16 protein-coding genes are annotated in these 19288 nt (G+C 50.3%); 9 read left to right on the top strand and 7 right to left on the bottom strand.

The genetic code is table 11. From position 1 onward, the window contains the following. Positions 1-114: 114 nt before the first annotated feature. The 4 genes from AC0LWE_RS18680 to AC0LWE_RS18665 form a co-directional block, all read right to left on the bottom strand. Positions 115-477 (bottom strand): YibL family ribosome-associated protein, encoded by a 363-nt coding sequence (locus AC0LWE_RS18680; RefSeq protein WP_133632076.1) that lies wholly within the window; start codon positions 475-477, stop codon positions 115-117. A 57-nt stretch (positions 478-534) separates the two neighbouring features. Continuing rightward, positions 535-1125, bottom strand: coding sequence for a mannitol operon repressor MtlR (gene mtlR, locus AC0LWE_RS18675; protein WP_059180457.1), 591 nt, complete (start codon positions 1123-1125; stop codon positions 535-537). Next, on the bottom strand, positions 1125-2273 hold the full coding sequence (mtlD, locus tag AC0LWE_RS18670; protein ID WP_072241974.1) for a mannitol-1-phosphate 5-dehydrogenase: 1149 nt from the start codon (positions 2271-2273) through the stop codon (positions 1125-1127). Before mtlD ends, mtlR begins: the two co-directional genes overlap by 1 nt. A 95-nt stretch (positions 2274-2368) precedes the next feature. Then, on the bottom strand, positions 2369-4279 hold the full coding sequence (locus tag AC0LWE_RS18665) for a PTS mannitol transporter subunit IICBA (RefSeq protein WP_059180455.1): 1911 nt from the start codon (positions 4277-4279) through the stop codon (positions 2369-2371). Between the two features lie 656 nt (positions 4280-4935). Between AC0LWE_RS18665 and AC0LWE_RS18660 the strand changes: the two genes are divergently transcribed. The 7 genes from AC0LWE_RS18660 (at position 4936) to exaC (ending at position 13404) form a co-directional block, all read left to right on the top strand. After that, positions 4936-5307 carry a DUF3302 domain-containing protein gene (locus tag AC0LWE_RS18660; protein WP_202668306.1) on the top strand — a complete coding sequence of 124 codons (372 nt, stop codon included), beginning with the start codon at positions 4936-4938 and terminating at the stop codon, positions 5305-5307. A 2-nt stretch (positions 5308-5309) separates the two neighbouring features. After that, on the top strand, positions 5310-6446 hold the full coding sequence (locus tag AC0LWE_RS18655) for an HlyD family secretion protein (RefSeq protein ID WP_202666139.1): 1137 nt from the start codon (positions 5310-5312) through the stop codon (positions 6444-6446). Between the two features lie 63 nt (positions 6447-6509). Further along, on the top strand, positions 6510-7118 hold the full coding sequence (locus AC0LWE_RS18650) for a glutathione S-transferase (RefSeq protein WP_059180452.1): 609 nt from the start codon (positions 6510-6512) through the stop codon (positions 7116-7118). 103 nt (positions 7119-7221) lie between these two features. Next, positions 7222-8607 carry an L-seryl-tRNA(Sec) selenium transferase gene (gene selA / locus AC0LWE_RS18645; RefSeq protein ID WP_219347188.1) on the top strand — a complete coding sequence of 462 codons (1386 nt, stop codon included), beginning with the start codon at positions 7222-7224 and terminating at the stop codon, positions 8605-8607. Further along, on the top strand, positions 8604-10469 hold the full coding sequence (gene selB / locus AC0LWE_RS18640; protein WP_219347187.1) for a selenocysteine-specific translation elongation factor: 1866 nt from the start codon (positions 8604-8606) through the stop codon (positions 10467-10469). The genes selA and selB overlap by 4 nt, the downstream gene beginning before the upstream one ends. Positions 10470-10621: 152 nt before the next feature. Next, a complete protein-coding gene (gene yiaY, locus AC0LWE_RS18635) occupies positions 10622-11773 on the top strand; it encodes an L-threonine dehydrogenase (protein ID WP_219347186.1) in 1152 nt (383 codons plus the stop codon). A 92-nt stretch (positions 11774-11865) separates the two neighbouring features. Continuing rightward, on the top strand, positions 11866-13404 hold the full coding sequence (gene exaC / locus AC0LWE_RS18630) for an acetaldehyde dehydrogenase ExaC (RefSeq protein ID WP_059180448.1): 1539 nt from the start codon (positions 11866-11868) through the stop codon (positions 13402-13404). Here the strand turns inward: exaC and AC0LWE_RS18625 are convergent. Then, entirely contained in the window at positions 13401-14363 is a 963-nt protein-coding gene (locus AC0LWE_RS18625) for a LysR family transcriptional regulator (RefSeq protein WP_219347185.1), read from the bottom strand. The two genes, exaC and AC0LWE_RS18625, sit on opposite strands and share 4 nt — an antisense overlap. A 117-nt stretch (positions 14364-14480) precedes the next feature. On the opposite strand from AC0LWE_RS18625, the gene AC0LWE_RS18620 reads away from it, so the two are divergent. Further along, positions 14481-15221, top strand: a complete 741-nt coding sequence (locus AC0LWE_RS18620) for a MipA/OmpV family protein (RefSeq protein WP_219347184.1) — start codon at positions 14481-14483, stop codon at positions 15219-15221. A gap of 305 nt (positions 15222-15526) precedes the next feature. Here the strand turns inward: AC0LWE_RS18620 and AC0LWE_RS18615 are convergent, their stop codons facing one another. Next, on the bottom strand, positions 15527-16603 hold the full coding sequence (locus tag AC0LWE_RS18615) for a type I restriction endonuclease (RefSeq protein WP_219347183.1): 1077 nt from the start codon (positions 16601-16603) through the stop codon (positions 15527-15529). 431 nt (positions 16604-17034) lie between these two features. Between AC0LWE_RS18615 and AC0LWE_RS18610 the strand changes: the two genes are divergently transcribed. Further along, complete coding sequence (locus AC0LWE_RS18610) at positions 17035-17496, top strand: 4Fe-4S dicluster domain-containing protein (RefSeq protein ID WP_202694542.1); 462 nt, start codon at positions 17035-17037, stop codon at positions 17494-17496. 470 nt (positions 17497-17966) lie between these two features. Here the strand turns inward: AC0LWE_RS18610 and avtA are convergent, their stop codons facing one another. Further along, positions 17967-19217, bottom strand: a complete 1251-nt coding sequence (avtA, locus tag AC0LWE_RS18605) for a valine--pyruvate transaminase (protein WP_202666133.1) — start codon at positions 19215-19217, stop codon at positions 17967-17969. Positions 19218-19288 lie beyond the last annotated feature (71 nt).

Here is a 19288-nt window from a genome sequence, read left to right as displayed (position 1 = left end):
GGTGTTTTCTCTCAGCATCCCTCACGGGGAGGGAGAAATAAAAAGCCAACACCTTTTTAAGTGTGAGAGGGGCAACAGGCTAACAATGCCCCTCTCACATCCGAAGAGGGAAAATCAGAACGCAGTTTTACAGAACCCAGTCATCTCTTGCAGGCCCATTTCACGACCCAGCTCAGTCATCGGGTGTACAACGACCAGGCCGCGCGCGCTTTTCTTCAGCTTGCCCATGTCGGCTTGTTCTTTTTTGGTGATCGCACGGCGATGCGGCATGCCCATCAGCTTTTGCGCTTCTTTGCTCAGCTTATGGCCTTTAACGGCACGCAGGCGCTCGATTTCGCCTTCGAGTTTCTCTTTCTCTTTTTCAAGCTCTGCATATTTTTCGGCAGATTCAACAAGAGACATATCAGCCTGCTGGTGGCGGATCAGATCCAGACGGTCACTCAGGCGTTTAATTTCGTTCTTTTCGACTTCTTTCATCACATATAGCTCTAAAAACGGGGGAATTACAGGAAGGATACACCAATGTGGGCGGTCTTACTTCTGAAACGCTTTCTTTAAGCTGATTCGGGAAATCAGCTCAGTCAGGGAAAGGACCATCGTTGACCGCATAACCTGTTGATAACGAAGCTTTTGCATCGCATACAATTCAGGATCGCTATTATCGAAATGCGGAGCAGGCGGCAGCGCTGTGACGCAATGTAACTCGCCGAAGGGCCCAAGAATTTCGTCATCGGTAAAAGCATATTCATTGCCGTCGTGATTTAACTCTTCGCGCAACGCCATGAGCAATTCAGCATCTTCATATTCATGCCTGCTGAGCACGCCAAGACCATAAATCAGCTTCAGGCGTACTGACAAATCGCCCAGCGGTCCGTCTCCGTCCAGTAACGGTTCTACAGCATATTTTACCGCGTAGTCGTCTTTGCGAAACACCTGAAGAACCAGAATATTGACTGCCTCGGTGAGTAACTCGACGGCAGCAATCAGGAAACTTCGTACGGTTTTGCCAGCATTCAGACGCTCAAGCACACGATTTTCAAAGGCCTGGGTTTGTTCCATTATTGCCTGCATATCTGACAATCTATCCATCGGGCGCAGGGCGACCTGCGCCAGAACCTGCATCATTATTTCGTCGCGTTGTATGCGTTAACCGCCTCCAGCACTACGTCACTCTTCGCTTCAAGGCCAGAAAGCTGCGCCAGCGCTTCTTGCGGGCCTTTGGTATCAATCAGTTCTGCCAGCTCAATTGCCTGCGGATCTTGCTCACTGCGATAATGCATCGCGGCGGCGATACCTTTCACTAAATTGGCGTGTGGCAAGCCGTATTCCAGCGTGCCCAGCAGAGGTTTGATCAGACGGTCGCCCGCGCTGAGTTTACGCAGCGGCTGGCGGCCAACGCGCTCAACATCATCTTTCAGATACGGGTTTTCAAAACGACCGAGGATTTTCTGAATGTATGCCGCGTGTTTCTCAGCATCAAAACCGTAGCGTTTGATCAGAACCGCGCCGCTCTCGTCCATTGCACCTTTTACCACAGCACGGATTTTCTCATCGAGAATCGCATCACGAATGGTTTGATGACCGGCCAATTTTCCGAGGTACGCGGTTATAGCATGCCCCGTGTTCAGCGTGAAGAGTTTGCGTTCGACAAAGGCCATCAGGTTATCCGTCAATTCCATGCCAGGAATAGCCGGCAGCGCGCCTTTGAACTGGGTTTTATCGACGATCCACTCGCTGAAGGTTTCAACGGTCACTTCCAGCGGATCGTTGGTCGCAGATTCGGATGGGGGAACGATGCGGTCAACGGCAGAATCCACAAAACCGACGTGCTCTTCAACCCAGGCTTTATCTTCATCAGCCACGGCGGCCAGAACGTGGCCTTTTAGTTGAGTGGTACCGCGTACCATGTTTTCGCAGGCGATGATGTTCAGCGGAGTGTTGTTACCTTGCGCTTTGCGTTTTGCGAGGCCTTTTGCGACGGCAGGAGCGATGCGCTCAAGCACCACTGGGCCAACGGCGGTGGTCACCAGATCAACGCTTGCGATCAGGTCAACCACATCGTCGCCAATGCTACTAACAGCGTTTACGCCTGAGACGGTTTCAACCTGTTCGTTTTCGCCGACAACGTGAACATCGTAGCTATGACGGGCATTCAGGGCATCGAGCACCACCTGATTTACATCGGCGAATGTCAGCGTAATGCCTGCGTCTGCCAGCAGTTTGCCGATAAAGCCACGACCAATATTACCTGCGCCAAAATGTAATGCTTTCATCGTATTAACCTTCATCAATGTTTTTACCCGAGAGGGCTGGGGTGAGGCTTTTCCCTCACCCTAACCCTCTCCCCAAAGGGAGAGGGGGATAGGCCTTATTTGTTCAGCAGAGCCAGCACTTCTTCAACGCTGGTGGTCTGTGACAGACGTTCGATAACGGTTTCATCATCCAGCGCGTTTGTCAGGCTGGTAATCACCTGGATGTGCTCGTTGTTGCGAGCGGCGATCCCAATCACCAGACGGGCGATATCGTCTTCTTCTTCGCCAAAGCGCACGCCATCAGGATACTGACAGAACACCACGCCGGTTTTCAATACGCGGTCTTTCGCTTCAACCGTACCGTGCGGAACCGCAATGGATTCGCCCAGATAGGTTGGGGTCAGCTTTTCACGTTCCAGCATGGCATCAACGTATTCTGGCTCAACGTAGCCGCCTTTTACCAGTTGCTCACCGGCAAAGCGAATCGCTTCTTCTTTGTGGCTCGCCGTGCGGCCCAGGAAGATGTTCTCCGCACCCAGTTTGAACAGGTGGCTGTCGTTCGCATCAAAACTGTCTTTCAGGCTATCACGAACTTTCACTTCGTTGTCGGTGTGGCGCTGCGCGGCAACCAGACGTTCTGTCAGGCTGGAGTACAGACCGCTATCCAGGAAGTTGGTCAGCGAAATATGCTGTGCCTGCGGAACCTGACGCATAGCGCGTTCAGTCAGATCGCGGTGCGTGATGACCAGATCAACGTCCCCTGGCAGGCTGTTAATGGCGCTGTTGGTCACGGAGATGTGGGTCAGACCCGCATCCTGGACTTTTTTGCGCAGCACACCGGCGCCCATGGCGCTGGAACCCATACCCGCATCGCAAGCCACGATGATTTTACGCACATGGCTCAGGTCGTTAGACACGTCGCCAGCAGACAGCGGCGTTGCAACGCCTTTGGATTCGGACTTCATATCATGCATGCGACGGGTCGCTGCTTCGATATCATCTTCTTCTTTCACTTTGCTGGTTTTCAGCAAGATGGCAGACACTACGAAGGAGACCGCCATTGCAGCACAAATCGCTGCGATGTTTGCGAAGTAAGCGCCTTTTGGCGTCATCGCCAGTACCGCCAGGATAGAACCTGGAGACGCGGGAGAAACCAGACCACCACCCAACACGCTCAGAGTGAACACACCCGTCATACCGCCGAGGATAACGGCCAGGATCAGACGTGGGTTCATCAGCACGTATGGGAAGTAAATTTCGTGGATACCACCCAGGAAGTGGATGATTGCCGCGCCGCCTGCAGACTGTTTAGCACTGCCGCGACCAAAGAACATATACGCCAGCAGAACACCCATACCCGGACCTGGGTTTGCTTCAATCAGGAAGAAGATGGACTTGCCGAGTTCATGAGACTGCTGAATACCCAGCGGCGAGAAGATACCGTGGTTAATTGCGTTGTTGAGGAACAGGATTTTCGCCGGTTCAACAAAGATGGACGCCAGCGGCAGCATGTCGTGAACGACCATGAAGTTAACGCCAGCAGCCAGCACTTTTGACAGCACTTCAACCGCAGGGCCAATGCCGAGGAACGCCAGAATCGCCAGGATCATACCGATGATGCCAGCGGAGAAGTTGTTCACCAGCATTTCGAAACCGGATTTGATTTTGCCATCAACCCAGACGTCGAATTTCTTAATCGCCCAGCCGCCCAGCGGACCAGCGATCATTGCACCAAGGAACATCGGCATATCCGCGCCGACGATCACGCCCATGGTCGTAATTGCACCGACCACGCCACCACGATCACCGCCGACCAAACGACCACCGGTAAAACCGATGAGCAGTGGCAACAGATAGGTAATCATTGGGCCAACAAGCTTCGCCAGGGTTTCGCTTGGCAACCATCCTGTTGGAATGAACAAAGCGGTGATGATACCCCACGCGATAAACGCGCCGATATTTGGCATCACCATGTTGCTGAGGAAACGACCAAAGCTTTGTACTTTGATCTTGAAATCGGATGACATAAAACACCCCTTCTTATGTTTACGCTTAGGCTTTCAGCCCGAGGTTTATCGTTAATGTGCGGCGGCAGAGGTTGCTGAGCCCTGTTCTGTTGCTGTGAAATCTGGCACCGAATCGTTCAACTGTCCAGACAGCGAAAATTTATGTGATATACGTCACGCAAATATAGGGGGTGCGGATAAGATTGAAGTGATCGTCGTCACAAAATGAGAGTATGAAAAAAATACAATGGAGAGAAAAGTAGCGTATCAGGCATGTTAATGTGAAGTTGATCACATTTTACAGCTGAGTGTTTGTCTCGTTATTGTGATTGAATTCACAAAATATTTTTATGCGGATTTCTCTGGATGTGATCGGCGGCAAACTCTGTATCGCCATCCAAATCCAGGACGAGGTCACACGAAAAGCTAAACTCATTTCATATTTTAGTTTATGGCGAAAAGTAAGAACCTGGATTACGCTCATTATGTAAACTTAAGTATATTTATTCTTCATGATATATTTTGTCACGTTTATAAACTTGCATGGAGATATAATAAAAAATCATACTCCTCCGCTCTGAAATATAAGCGCATAAGAATGTGCTTAAAACAAATTAATTTGGTTGCTTACCATTTAATTATTTTAATGAGTTGACGTTGTTTTGAGTGAGGCAAATATGTTTTTAAACTATTTTGCGCTGGGTGTATTGATTTTCGTTTTCCTTGTTATTTTCTATGGAGTCATTGCCATCCACGACATCCCTTATTTGATGGCAAAAAAGCGTAATCATCCCCACGCTGATGCAATCCATACGGCGGGCTGGGTCAGTCTGTTTACACTCCACATTATCTGGCCGTTCCTGTGGATTTGGGCCACGTTGTACCAGCCTGAGCGCGGATGGGGTATGCAAAACCACACGGTGCCAGGCCCGCAGCAACCGGATATTGATGCCCTGTCAAAACGCATTGCCGCACTGGAACAGCAGCTTGCTGCCGCGCCAACTCCCGCTGATAAAACGCCTGCAGATAAAAATATGGCGGAGGGCTAAGTATGGACCTGCTCATTATTTTGACTTACGTGGCGTTTGCGTGGGCAATATTTAAAATATTTCGCATACCGGTTAATCAATGGACGCTGTCTACTGCTGCATTAGGCGGGGTATTTATTGTCGCAGGTTTGATTTTATTAATGAACTACAACCATCCGTATACGTTCACGGCACAGAAAGCAGTCATTTCTATTCCGATTACCCCGCAGGTCACTGGGGTAGTAAGTGAAGTGACGGATAAAAATAATCAGCTCATTAAAAAAGGCGATGTGTTATTTAAACTAGACCCGGTGCGCTATCAGGCCAGAGTCGACAGACTCAAAGCGGATTTGGTGACGGCGACACACAATATTGATGTCCTGAAAGCGCAGCTTTCTGAAGCCGAAGCCAATACGACACGCGTGTCAGCCGAACGCGACAGGCTTTATAAAGATTTCCAGCGCTATCTGAAGGGCAGCCAGGCGAAGGTCAATCCCTTCTCAGAAAGCGACATTGATAACGCGCGGCAAAACTATCTGGCGCAGGATGCGATGGTCAAAGCGTCCATTGCGGATCAAGCGCAAATCAAAAGTCAGTTAGACAGCATGGTTAACGGCGAACAATCGCAAATTGTCTCGCTACGCGCTCAGCTGACGGAAGCCAACTACAATCTCGAACAAACCGTGGTGCGCGCGCCCAGCAACGGCTATGTCACTCAGGTGCTGATCCGTCCGGGGACGTATGCTGCCGCGCTGCCGTTACGTCCGGTGATGGTGTTTATTCCAGAGCAGAAACGTCTCATCGTGGCGCAGTTCCGCCAGAACTCGTTACTGCGCTTGAAACCGGGTGACGAAGCCGAAGTGGTATTCAACGCGCTGCCGGGCCAGGTTTTCAGCGGTAAGCTCACCAGCATTTTGCCGGTTGTACCGGGTGGCTCTTATCAGGCTCAAGGTGCGCTGCAATCTTTAACGGTGACTCCAGGTATGGATGGGGTGATTGGCACGATTGAGCTTGAGCCAAATGCGGATGTCGAAGCGCTGCCGGACGGCATCTATGCGCAAGTGGCCGTCTATTCCGACCATTTCTCCCACGTCTCGGTGATGCGAAAAGTGCTGCTGCGCATGACCAGCTGGATGCATTACCTCTACCTCGATCATTAAGATTCTGCCTTTTTTCGTTGCCTGATCCATACTTACCCTTTTGGGAGCATCAAGGATCAGGCAATGAAACTCATCGGCAGCTACACCAGCCCATTCGTGCGTAAAATTTCGGTTCTCCTGTTGGAAAAGGGCATCACGTTCGAGTTTGTGAATGAACAGCCTTACAACGCAGAGAATGGCGTGGCGCAGTATAACCCGTTGGGTAAAGTTCCAGCGCTGGTCACCGATGATGGCGAATACTGGTTTGACTCTCCGATTATTGCGGAATATATCGAACTGCTCGGCATTGCGCCTGCGATGGTGCCGCGAGAACCGAAAGCCGCGCTCGCCGTGAGGCAAATCGAAGCGCTGGCGGATGGCATTATGGATGCGGCGCTGGCGTCCGTGCGCGAGCAAGCCCGCCCTGCGGCGCAGCAATCCGAAACTGAGCTGTTGCGTCAGCGGGAAAAAATCAGCCGCAGTCTTGACTGGTGCGAACAGCTGCTGCATGACGGCCGTATTAAAACTGATACGCTGAATTTGGCCACGATTGCCATTGCCTGCGCGGTGGGTTATCTCAATTTCCGCCATGTTTCGCCTGGCTGGTGCGTAGAACGTCCGCTGCTGGTCAAACTCGCTGAAACGCTCTTCCAGCGCGAAAGTTTTGCGCGTACAGAACCGCCGAAGGCTTGATGCGGGTTATAACACTTCTCCTCTTTACCCTGTACAATCCCTTTAGACATTGACTCCCTCTCCCGTCGGGAGGGGGATAAATACCCCATTTCCAGGCATGACAATGACGACTCATCATTCTCTCTACAGCCAGATACCTGCGTCCGATCGCCTGCTGCGTGATCCTCGTTTCACTCCCCTTCTTGAACAGTTCGGACATACTCGCGCCGTCGCGTTATTACGTGTGTTACAGGATGAAGCCCGCCAGCATATTCAGGCTGAAAATGCACTGCCGCAGTGGTGTGCCGACTGGCCGCTGGAGGTAGAAAAGCGACTGAAGGCGAAATCGCAGAGCGCATTGCGCCCGGTCATTAATCTCACTGGGACCGTACTTCACACCAATTTAGGTCGTGCGCAACAGGCTGAAGAGGCGATTGAGGCTGTTACCCAGGCGATGCGTTCGCCCGTGACGCTGGAATACGATCTGGATGGCGCAGGCCGTGGTCATCGCGACCGGGCGTTGGCGGATCTGCTGTGCCAGATTACGGGCGCGGAAGATGCCTGCGTCGTGAATAACAACGCGGCGGCAGTGCTGCTGATGCTGGCGGCGACCGCAAGCGGAAAAGAGGTTGTGGTGTCGCGCGGTGAGCTAGTGGAGATTGGCGGGGCGTTTCGCATTCCGGATGTGATGCGCCAGGCCGGTTGCACGCTGCATGAAGTGGGAACGACAAACCGGACGCATGCGAAAGACTATCGCGCTGCGGTAAATGAAAACACCGCGCTGTTGATGAAAGTTCACACCAGTAATTATCAGATTGACGGTTTTACCAAAACCGTTGAAGAGGCGGAACTGGCAGAGATCGGCCGCGAGCTGAACGTGCCGGTGATTGCCGATCTGGGCAGCGGTTCGCTGGTGGATCTCAGTCTGTACGGCTTGCCGAAAGAGCCGATGCCGCAGGAGATGATCGCCGCAGGCGTCAGCCTGGTCAGTTTTTCAGGCGATAAGCTGCTGGGCGGTCCGCAGGCGGGCATTATCGTTGGCAAACGCGAGCTGATTGAAAAGCTACAGCAGCATCCGCTAAAGCGCGCGCTTCGCGCCGATAAAATGACGCTGGCGGCGCTTGAAGCCACGCTGCAACTGTATCTCCATCCAGAAAAACTGGCGGAACGGCTACCCACGTTGCGATTGCTGTCGCGTGATGCGGCGTCTATTCGTGCTCAGGCCGAGTTATTGCGCGCAAAAATCGCTGCGCATTTCGTGGCGTTTGATGTGCATGTCGAATCCTGTCAGTCGCAGATTGGCAGCGGATCGTTACCGGTTGATCGCCTGCCGAGTGCGGCACTGACGTTTACGCCACGCGACGGGCGCGGTAGCCAGCTCGAAGCGCTGTCATCTCGCTGGCGGGCCTTGTCTACGCCGATTATTGGCCGCATCTATGACGGACGGCTGTGGCTGGATCTGCGCTGCCTTGAAGATGAAGAACAGTTTCTGGAGATGTTGCTGAAATGATTATTGCCACTGCCGGTCATGTTGACCACGGGAAAACCACGCTGCTGCAGGCCATCACGGGTGTGAATGCCGATCGCTTGCCCGAAGAGAAAAAACGCGGCATGACCATCGATCTGGGATATGCCTACTGGCCGCAGCCTGATGGCCGGGTGCTGGGTTTTATCGATGTCCCTGGGCACGAGAAATTTCTCTCGAATATGCTGGCAGGCGTTGGCGGAATCGACCATGCACTGCTGGTGGTGGCCTGTGATGACGGCGTGATGGCGCAAACGCGCGAACATCTGACCATATTGCACTTGACCGGAAATCCGCAGCTCACGGTTGCGCTGACGAAAGCGGATCGCGTCGATGAGAGCCGTATTGATGAAGTACGCCAACAGCTTCAGGCGATATTACAGGAATACGGTTTTGCCAATGCGCCCATTTTTGTCACGGTCGCTACAGAAGGGCGGGGAATCGACGAACTTCGCGCACATCTTCAGCAGCTTTCCTCGCGTGAGCAAACCCGCGATCATCGCTTCCGTTTAGCGATTGACCGCGCCTTTACCGTGAAAGGGGCTGGACTGGTCGTCACCGGTACGGCGCTGAGCGGTGAAGTGAAAGTGGGGGACAGCCTGTGGCTGACGGGCGTCAACAAACCGATGCGTGTTAGGGGTCTGCACGCGCAGAATCAGCCATCTGAACAGGCACATGCCGGGCAGCGTATCGCGCTGAACATTGCGGGCGATGCCGAAAAAGAACAGCTCAACCGCGGCGACTGGCTGCTGTCCGACGCCCCACCGGAACCGTCCGAGCGCGTGATTGTTTCTCTGCAAACCCATACGCCGCTGACACAGTGGCAGCCGCTGCACATCCACCATGCCGCCAGCCACGTTACGGGCCGCGTTTCTCTGCTGGAAAACGATCTGGCAGAGCTGGTATTCGATACGCCGCTTTGCCTTGCTGATAATGACCGACTGGTGCTGCGCGATATCTCCGCGCGGACCACGCTGGCGGGGGCACGCGTGGTGACGTTAAACCCACCGCGTCGCGGCAAACGTAAAGCTGAATATCTGCAATGGCTGACGGCGCTCGCGCTGACAGAGACTGATAGCGCTGCGCTGTCGGTTCACCTTGAGCGTGGTGCGGTAAATCTTGCTGATTTTGCCTGGGCGCGCCAACTGAGTGACGACGGGCTGCACCGATTGTCGCAGCAGCCCGATTTTATCCAGGCGGGTAATAATTTACTGAATGCGACTGTCGCCGCGCGCTGGCAGCGTAAAGTGCTGACAACGCTTGCGACTTACCACGAACAGCATCAGGACGAGCCGGGGCCTGGGCGCGAACGGCTGCGCCGTATGGCTCTGCCGATGGAAGATGACGCGCTGGTTCTGCTGTTGATTGAAAAAATGCGTGAAAGCGGCGTCATTCAAAGCCACCACGGTTGGCTGCATCTGCCGGATCACAAAGCGGGCTTTACGCCTGAACAAGACGCGATATGGCAAAAAGCGGCGCCGTTATTTGGTGATGAACCCTGGTGGGTGCGCGATCTGGCCCAGAAAACGGGGACAGAAGAGCAGTTAATGCGCCAGGTATTGCGCCATTCAGCCCAGCAGGGGCTGATTACCGCGATCGTGAAAGATCGCTACTACCGCAACGATCGGATCGTGACGTTTGCTAATTTGATTCGCGAGTTGGATCAGGAAAAGGGATCGACCTGTGCGGCTGACTTCCGCGATCGGCTTAATGTCGGGCGTAAGCTGGCGATTCAAATTCTGGAATATTTTAACCGGATTGGTTTTACGCGTCGTCGTGGTAATGATCATCTATTACGGGATTCGTTATTATTTCCTGAGATAACATCATTCCATAATACAAATTAACAAAAAGATAAGTTTATATACTAAATAATATATTTCGCAGGCTTAAAAATAAAAAGTCTGCGAATATCTACGCAATATTACCGTTCTGATCATGTTTTTATATTCTCATTTTTGTATTCTGCCTTGAACTCTAACACCTTCGAGGTATTACTATGGCAGCATCCGTATTTTATATTCCTTCGGTGAATATTATAGGCCCTGATTCATTAGTTAGCGCAATGGATACTATGCGCGATTACGGCTGGCGTCGCGCCCTGGTTGTGACTGACGCGGTTTTAAAAAAAATGGGGATGGTTGCCGATATTCAAAACGCGCTTCAGGAACGCGATATTGTTAGCGTTGTATTTGATGGCACGCACCCTAATCCAACCACTGCTAATGTCGCTGCCGGGCTGAAAATATTAAAAGAAAATCACTGTGATTGCGTTATTTCGCTCGGCGGTGGTTCTCCACATGATTGCGCGAAAGGCATTGCGCTGGTCGCGGCAAACGGTGGGGATATTCGTGACTATGAGGGCGTCGATCGCTCGGCAAAACCGCAGTTACCCATGATTGCGATTAATACGACGGCCGGCACGGCATCCGAAATGACCCGTTTCTGCATCATTACCGATGAAGTGCGTCACATTAAAATGGCCATTGTCGATAAACACGTCACGCCTGTTTTATCCGTGAATGACTCTTCGCTGATGGTTGGCATGCCGAAATCCCTGACGGCCGCAACCGGCATGGATGCGTTGACCCACGCGATAGAAGCTTATGTTTCCACGGCAGCCACGCCAATTACCGACGCTTGCGCATTAAAAGCGATGACGATGATCGCCGAGAACCTGGCGCACGCGGTAGAAGATGGCAGCAACGCTGCCGCCCGTGAAGCAATGGCCTACGCGCAATTCCTCGCGGGTATGGCGTTTAACAATGCGTCTCTCGGGTATGTGCATGCGATGGCGCATCAGCTGGGCGGTTTTTACGATCTGCCGCACGGCGTGTGCAATGCGATACTGTTGCCACACGTGCAGACGTTTAACTGCAAAGTGGCGGCCTCGCGCCTGCGTGATTGCGCCCAGGCGATGGGTGTTGATGTCAGTCAAATGACAGCAGAGCAGGGCGCACAGGCGTGTATCGCAGAGATTCGCTCTCTGGCGCGTCAGGTGAATATCCCGGCCGGATTGCGTGACCTCAACGTGAAGGAAGCGGACTTCCCGATTCTGGCGACCAACGCGCTAAAAGACGCCTGTGGATTTACTAATCCAGTCCAGGCCACGCATGACGAAATTATGGCGATTTATCGTGCGGCGATGTAATCCGTGATTCCTGTCGTAAAGCTGTAAGCGGCTGGCAAAAAAATCGCCAGTCGTGACTACCCTTGTTAGACACCAACAGCAAGGAGACGGTCATGACGAATAATCCTCCCTCAACGCGTTTGCAGCCTGGCGAGTATGGTTATCCCCTCAAGTTAAAACCCCGTTACGACAACTTCATAGGCGGCGGCTGGGTTGCTCCCGTCGACGGCGAATATTACTCAAACCTGACGCCTGTCACTGGGCAACCGCTGTGCGAAATCGCCAGTTCAGGCAAAAAAGATATCGATCTGGCGCTGGATGCGGCGCATAAAGCGAAAGAGAAGTGGGGACATACCTCGGTTCAGGATCGCGCCGCCATTCTGTTGAAAATTGCCGATCGGATGGAGCAAAACCTCGAGCTGCTGGCAGCGGCTGAAACCTGGGATAACGGCAAACCGATCCGCGAAACCACCGGCGCGGACGTACCGCTGGCTATCGACCACTTCCGTTATTTTGCCTCCTGTATTCGTGCTCAGGAAGGGGGAATCAGCGAAGTAGACAGTGAAACGGTTGCCTACCACTTCCACGAGCCGCTGGGTGTCGTGGGGCAGATTATTCCATGGAACTTCCCGCTGCTGATGGCAAGCTGGAAAATGGCACCCGCGCTGGCGGCGGGCAACTGCGTGATCCTCAAACCGGCGCGCTTAACGCCGCTGTCCGTATTGCTGCTGATGGAAATCATCGGCGACCTGGTTCCGCCGGGTGTGATTAACGTTGTGAACGGGGCGGGCGGCGAAATCGGTGAATATCTGGCGACGTCTAAGCGCATCGCGAAAGTCGCGTTCACAGGCTCCACGGAAGTGGGCCAACAAATCATGCAGTATGCGACTCAAAATATCATTCCGGTCACGCTGGAGTTGGGTGGTAAATCGCCGAACATTTTCTTTGCCGATGTCATGGATGAAGAGGACGCTTTCTTCGACAAAGCGCTGGAAGGGTTTGCGCTGTTTGCCTTTAACCAGGGCGAGGTGTGCACCTGTCCAAGCCGTGCGCTGGTGCAGGAATCCATTTATGAACGCTTTATGGAACGGGCTATTCGTCGGGTGGAATCTATCCGCAGCGGTAATCCTCTGGACAGCGTCACGCAGATGGGGGCGCAGGTTTCTCAGGGACAGCTTGAGACCATCCTCAATTACATTGATATCGGTAAAAAAGAGGGCGCAGATATTCTGACGGGTGGGCGTCGAAAAATGCTTGAAGGCGACCTGAAAGATGGCTTTTACCTTGAGCCAACCATTCTGTTTGGCAAAAATGATATGCGCGTTTTCCAGGAGGAAATATTCGGTCCGGTGCTGGCAGTGACAACGTTTAAAACCATGGAGGATGCGCTGGAGTTGGCCAACGATACGCAATATGGCCTTGGGGCGGGCGTCTGGAGCCGCAACGGTAATCTGGCGTATAAAATGGGGCGCGGAATTCAGGCCGGACGCGTCTGGACAAACTGCTATCACGCCTATCCGGCTCATGCCGCATTTGGCGGATATAAGCAGTCGGGGATTGGGCGCGAAACGCATAAGATGATGCTGAATCATTACCAGCAAACGAAATGTCTGCTGGTCAGCTATTCTGATAAGCCGTTGGGATTGTTCTAATTATCTGGTGAAGGCCGTCCCTGGGCGGCCTGAGAAATATGCGTGCGTAAGCTGTTCAGAACGCCGTCAAGCACGTACTGGACACGCCACGGTTGATACTCTCGCTTACGGAAAATGGCGGTGAGATCGAGCCACCACTCCTCCCGATGCGGGAAGCAGGGAACCAGCGTTCCTTTATTGATCTCCTGCTGCAGGCTTTCTTTCGGCGCGAAGACAATACCTAAATTATTACGCGCTAATTCCAACGCGGTTTGCGTATTATCACAAATATAATTTCCGGTAACTTTGTAGTCGCGTATTTCATTGCTGTCATAAACACAAAATCGCCAAATATTAGCATTATCGACCAGCATTGAATCAATCAAAATACAGGAGTGATGAATTAAATCGTCTGGCCCTTGAATGGGGTGTTGCTTTAAATAGGCTTCAGTGGCGAACGCGGTCACAGAATATTTTGTCAGTACGCTGGCAACTAAATTTTCGTCTTTAGGTTGTGCATAGGTAATTAATATATCGCAATCATCCGGAAAGGACACGCCTTCGGCAAATTCGTTGCGATCAAGATTGTAGGTTTTCAACGCGAGATGAATATCCCCTATATCTTCAATCTCATGTACGACGTGACGCGCAAGATAGGTGATGATTCCGGTAGGGGCATAAATTGTTACGCGGCCGCTCTTTTCGTGTTTGTAATCGGCAATAAAATTAATGAGTTGGCTATTTTTATCCAGTGAAGCATTGACATAGGGCACCAACGCTTCCCCGAACTGAGTCAGCGCCAGCTGTCGCGTTGTCCGTTCGAATACTTTCAGCCCAACACGCATTTCAAAATCGGAAAGATATTTACTGACATTTGCCTGCGCCATGCCTAACAGGGCGGCGGCATCTCCGATACTGTGTGTTGCAGCAATGACGGAAATGATCTTTAACTCACGCAGTTTAATCTGTAAATCATTCATCGTGAAAAGCCATTTATATGATTTTGTATATAATATTATACTATTTGCGCCATTGCATAGATAAATTTGTAACCATTATTATTCGCCTGCTATTTGGCATTTAATGGATTACAGGGAATGAATATCAAAAAGAATTTACTTATCGTCGCGGCATTATTTTCTGCATCTTCAGCCATGGCCAGTGATTTTTCACTGGGTGCGGGGGCGGTATTTAATGAATCGGCTTATAAAGGGTATAACGAGAAAGTTTTAGGAGTTCCTTTAATCAGTTATGAAGGCGATAATTTCTATGTGCGTCAATTTACGGCGGGTTGGGCATTCTGGAAAGATAGCAAAAATGAATTAAGCCTGACGGCTTCATGGATGCCACTGCACTTCGATCCGGATGACAATGACGACCACGCCATGGCAAAACTCGATGAACGTAAAGCCTCTGCGATGCTGGGAGGTGCTTATTACCGTCATGAAAAATGGGGCAGCATGAAGTTTGCTGTCGCGGCGGACGCCATGGATGAAAGCGGTGGTGTGGTCGGCGAAATATCGTATTTCAAGCCGATTCGCATGGACTACCTGACTCTGATTCCATCGGTTGGCGTTCTGTATTATGACGAAAGCTTCAACGATTACTACTACGGTGTTTCAGGTAAAGAGTCACACCGCAGCGGCATGGAACGCTACTCCGCCGGAGATAGCTGGAACCCATACGTGGCTCTGGTTGCCAAATATGAGCTGACGGATACCTTTATCCTGAATGCCAGCGCCGCCTATACCGTATTACCTGATGACGTGAAGAACAGCCCAATGATTGACAAGCAAGACAGTCTCGCGCTGATGACTGGCTTGAGCTGGCGTTTCTAAGCCCCCTGCATTTGCCCTCAAGGATGAGGGCAATCCCACACTCTACCCGGTGGTGCTGTACCTACCCGGCCTGCGAAATACAGCCTGGGTATGTTTAGCGCCACCGGGTTTATTAAGTTGGCTTAAGAGGTCTGTTGAATGCTCATATCTAGTTTTGTTTACATTAATTGGGATTCTGTACTGATGAAAGTGGACGTTTACGAATCTCAAGGCAGCGGAAAGATAATATAAAGCGTATTAGCCTTTCTGACGCCGAAAACATCATTCAAAATGAGTAGTTTGGGAAGTGTTATTTAATTTCCTTACTATATATACAAGCTGGCAGTAGCTTTTAAAATATCTGCAAAAGAATAGATGTCATCTACCGTGCCTATAGGATGACGTGTCTCATTTTTCTCTATATCAAATAACCCTATGTATTTTTGCGATCTGTTAAAGTGCAGTCGGCAGATTGGCTTGCGATTATTATCATCAACAAGTATGCCAAAGTAACTTTTTGTGTCACGTTGAGTAATTCGAGATGCATCCAATACAGTCCTTGTGATCGCTTTGACTACATGATACCCCTCAAGTTCCTCGAGAGTTGTGACCACATCGCTATCATCTTTTTGAGTGTCTTCGTCTTCAGGTAATGCTTCACTTTGTGGCTCTGCGCTAATCGACGGAATTCCAGTGATAGCTGATTTCAATCTTTCGTTAATCTGATCGTTAATATATTGGCTTGCAGCTTTTTTTGTTAGATTTAGGAAAGACTCTCTCACTTTTTGCGTCAATATTCCATCATATACCCTTGAGGCAAAAAATTTTACAAAATCATCTTCTGGATTGTTTAGTTGTGTGTGAATGATTTTCTTAATTTGGCTGACGTATTTTAACTCGCCTGCTGCATTTATTATTGACTCAAGGTCAAAAGAAGCTTTAGTGAGTTTATTTAACTCAGGGATAATGTTTTCATCAATATCTAATAGATCAATTTCTAAAAAATGTTTCTCATCCATTTTATTCGGCGCATCCAAGTCCGTATAAAAGCGGTAGATTTGTCCATTAGTCAAAATGGATATTCGTGCATTAGTAACATGGAAGTATCTAAATAACTGTGAGGCATGATTAATATTCAGGGGTTCTCCTATTTTTTTGCATTCTATAAGTATTTGTACCTCATTGTTTTTAATTATCGCATAATCAATCTTCTCACCTTTTTTTGTTCCCACATCACAAACAAATTCAGGGGTAACCTCGGAAGGATCAAAAACATCATAACCGAGAACGTTATGAATAAATGGCATAACAAATGCTGTTTTTGTTGCTTCTTCAGTAGTAATAGCATTGAGTTGTTGTTTTATTTTAACAGATAAAACGTTGAGTCTCTCAGTAAAGTCCATTCTAAACCCTCAAGATTAGTTGTGTGATAAATGAGATATCATTAAATTTTATTTTTTTCAATAAGGTGTCCTGATGTTTTAGTTTTAATAAATGATTCCGAGGCAATGATCACAATTACGAATTAACAATAAAAATGTACTTACAAAGATAGATACATAAATAATGTTATATATGTAGATGATCACCATGCAGAATGTATCGCCTAAATCTCTTTATAACCTTGACTGGGCGGGCTGTGGACTGTGCCGCTACTGTGATTATTTCCACATAATTGAAATGATTAACATCACAGTGCTCAATTAAATCTCTGGCAAACGACCGTAAACGATGGCAGAAACCACAAATCTGATGCCTTCCCCGTTTAGGATCAAAGCACCCTGTCGTGCTTTTCGGGCACTCTGGTTTTTTTACCTGTTGCGCGGAGTAGGGGATGAACCGGTTTATCGTGGCGAATTCGGAAAAATGCATCGGCTGCCGCACGTGTGAGGTGGCCTGCGTCGTGGCACATCAGCAAGAACAGGACTGCGCGCAGCTTTCAGCAGAGGCTTTTCTCCCGCGAATCCAGGTGGTGAAAGGGGATACCTTTTCGACAGCGGTGACCTGCCATCATTGTGAAGATGCGCCATGTGGCAATGTTTGCCCAACGGGTGCCATTCGGCGTGAGCAGGGCAGAATAGCGGTGGATCAGCGCCAGTGTATTGGATGTAAAAGCTGCGTGATCGCGTGTCCGTTTGGCGCGATGCGTGTCGTGGTGAATCACCACCGTGCACAGGCGATCAAATGTGATTTATGTCATCACAGGACACAAGGACCAGCCTGTGTAGAGGCCTGCCCAACACATGCGCTCTCTTGTGTCGACGTCGCCCAACTGCGTTCTGAGAGATTACAGTAAGTTATTGAAGTTCCACGTCGCCGTTAGGCTGTAGCGCCAGTCGCGGTTGCTACTGTCTGACGGAATGTTTCCGACGGGACGCGCCGCTTCCACTGTTGGCAGAAAGAGAAAACGCGAGCAGGACCGCGACAGCAATAACGCTGATGCGGCTGACGTTATTAGATAGCATCACTTAATAAAATGCCGAGCGACGTATCAGCGAGCATATGTTTTATTTTTTGGGTTGGTTAAGGCCTATAACAATATCAACGGGCAGAAAAAATATATTGTTAGCAAGATGATGGAGATATGCTTGTGGGAATAACCGTCATTTTTCAAAAGCATTATTTGATCGATGCAGCGTAAGTAAAATCAACCATTTTTTAAGTTAATCATGGATATAAGGTGTTATAGGATTAAAGTATTTTATTTTCAACATGAGACCACAAAAAAATAAGGCACTTCAGTTGAAGCGCCTTATGTATGTGCGACTATTTTTCACTCCAGGCGATTTCAATTTCTTCAGCAAGAATTTTAACACCGGCCTCGATCTTTTCTGGGTCCGGGACGTAATTCATACGCATGCACTGGTGAGTGTGCGGCCATGGCTTATCCAGCCCAGGGAAAAAGTAATCGCCGGGCACCATCAATACACCGCGTTTTTTCAGGCGCTGATACAGCAGTTCGGTTGAAATCGGCAGATCTTTAAACCATAACCAAAGGAAAATGGCCCCTTCGGGTTTATGAATAAGACAACGATCTTCGGGAAGATAGCGGCGAATTGTCGCAATCGTTTCGTGAACGCGCTGATAGTAGAACGGCTTAATCACATCATTTGACAGGCGCAGCAGATCGTTACGCTTGATCATTTCACTCATCATTGCTGGGCCAATACCACCAGGTGCGAGGCTAATAATCCCGTTCATGTTGGTAATAGCGGAGATGATTTTTTCATTTGCAATAATAATGCCGCAGCGGCTGCCCGGCAGGCCAAGTTTAGACAGGCTCATGCAAAGGACGATATTCGGGTTCCACAGCGGGCGCGCTTCGCTAAAGATAATGCCCGGGAATGGCACGCCATAAGCATTATCGATCACCAGCGGAATGCCGTGCTGATTCGCCAACACATCCAGCTTCATCAGCTCTTCGTCTGTGATGACGTTGCCCGTTGGGTTGGTCGGTCGCGACACACAAATCATGCCGGTCTCTTCACCAATGTGCAGATGTTCAAAATCGACGTGATACTTGAACTGGCCTTCCGGCAGCAACTCTATATTGGGGCGTGCTGAGACAAACAGGTCCTCTTCCAGCCCGGAATCGGCATAGCCAATGTATTCAGGGGTCAGTGGGAAAAGCACTTTCCGGGTCGTACCGTCTGCGCGTCGTCCTGCGAAAAGATTAAACAAGTAGAAAAATGCGCTCTGGCTGCCATTTGTCAGTGCAATATTCTGTGGTTCGATATCCCAACCCAGTTCATCGCGCAGCATATTTGCCAGAAGCGACAGCAGCTCGGTTTTTCCCTGCGGGCCATCATAATTGCAAAGTGCATCAGCGGCTTTGCCGTTTTGCAGCATCTCCGTCAGCAGGTCCTGAAAATATTCATTCATGGCCGGGATTTGCGCCGGGTTTCCGCCGCCGAGCATGATGGCGCCCGGTGTGCGCAGGCCGTCGTTGAGATCCTCCATCAGGCGGGTAATGCCTGAATGGCGGGTGAATTTATCGCCGAACAGTGAAAAGGTCATAGCAGGTGATCTATCGTACTTATTCTAAGAGTGCGTCACCATAACGCTACAAATGCGCAGGTGCAAATCGT

Source organism: Lelliottia sp. RD5 (genome assembly GCF_056032945.1).
The sequence above is the reverse complement of the archived record's forward strand: the minus strand, read 5'-3'. Positions and strand labels throughout refer to the sequence as shown.

Bases quoted from the DNA above. Each gene is read 5' to 3' on its own strand.
- mtlR (WP_059180457.1), bottom strand. From the start codon at position 1,125: ATGATGCAGGTTCTGGCGCAGGTCGCCCTGCGCCCGATGGATAGATTG.
- exaC (WP_059180448.1), top strand. From the start codon at position 11,866: ATGACGAATAATCCTCCCTCAACGCGTTTGCAGCCTGGCGAGTATGGT.
- mtlD (WP_072241974.1), bottom strand. From the start codon at position 2,273: ATGAAAGCATTACATTTTGGCGCAGGTAATATTGGTCGTGGCTTTATC.
- AC0LWE_RS18615 (WP_219347183.1), bottom strand. From the start codon at position 16,603: ATGGACTTTACTGAGAGACTCAACGTTTTATCTGTTAAAATAAAACAA.
- AC0LWE_RS18620 (WP_219347184.1), top strand. From the start codon at position 14,481: ATGAATATCAAAAAGAATTTACTTATCGTCGCGGCATTATTTTCTGCA.
- avtA (WP_202666133.1), bottom strand. From the start codon at position 19,217: ATGACCTTTTCACTGTTCGGCGATAAATTCACCCGCCATTCAGGCATT.
- AC0LWE_RS18665 (WP_059180455.1), bottom strand. From the start codon at position 4,279: ATGTCATCCGATTTCAAGATCAAAGTACAAAGCTTTGGTCGTTTCCTC.
- AC0LWE_RS18650 (WP_059180452.1), top strand. From the start codon at position 6,510: ATGAAACTCATCGGCAGCTACACCAGCCCATTCGTGCGTAAAATTTCG.
- selB (WP_219347187.1), top strand. From the start codon at position 8,604: ATGATTATTGCCACTGCCGGTCATGTTGACCACGGGAAAACCACGCTG.
- yiaY (WP_219347186.1), top strand. From the start codon at position 10,622: ATGGCAGCATCCGTATTTTATATTCCTTCGGTGAATATTATAGGCCCT.
- AC0LWE_RS18610 (WP_202694542.1), top strand. From the start codon at position 17,035: ATGAACCGGTTTATCGTGGCGAATTCGGAAAAATGCATCGGCTGCCGC.
- AC0LWE_RS18655 (WP_202666139.1), top strand. From the start codon at position 5,310: ATGGACCTGCTCATTATTTTGACTTACGTGGCGTTTGCGTGGGCAATA.
- AC0LWE_RS18680 (WP_133632076.1), bottom strand. From the start codon at position 477: ATGAAAGAAGTCGAAAAGAACGAAATTAAACGCCTGAGTGACCGTCTG.
- AC0LWE_RS18660 (WP_202668306.1), top strand. From the start codon at position 4,936: ATGTTTTTAAACTATTTTGCGCTGGGTGTATTGATTTTCGTTTTCCTT.
- selA (WP_219347188.1), top strand. From the start codon at position 7,222: ATGACGACTCATCATTCTCTCTACAGCCAGATACCTGCGTCCGATCGC.
- AC0LWE_RS18625 (WP_219347185.1), bottom strand. From the start codon at position 14,363: ATGAATGATTTACAGATTAAACTGCGTGAGTTAAAGATCATTTCCGTC.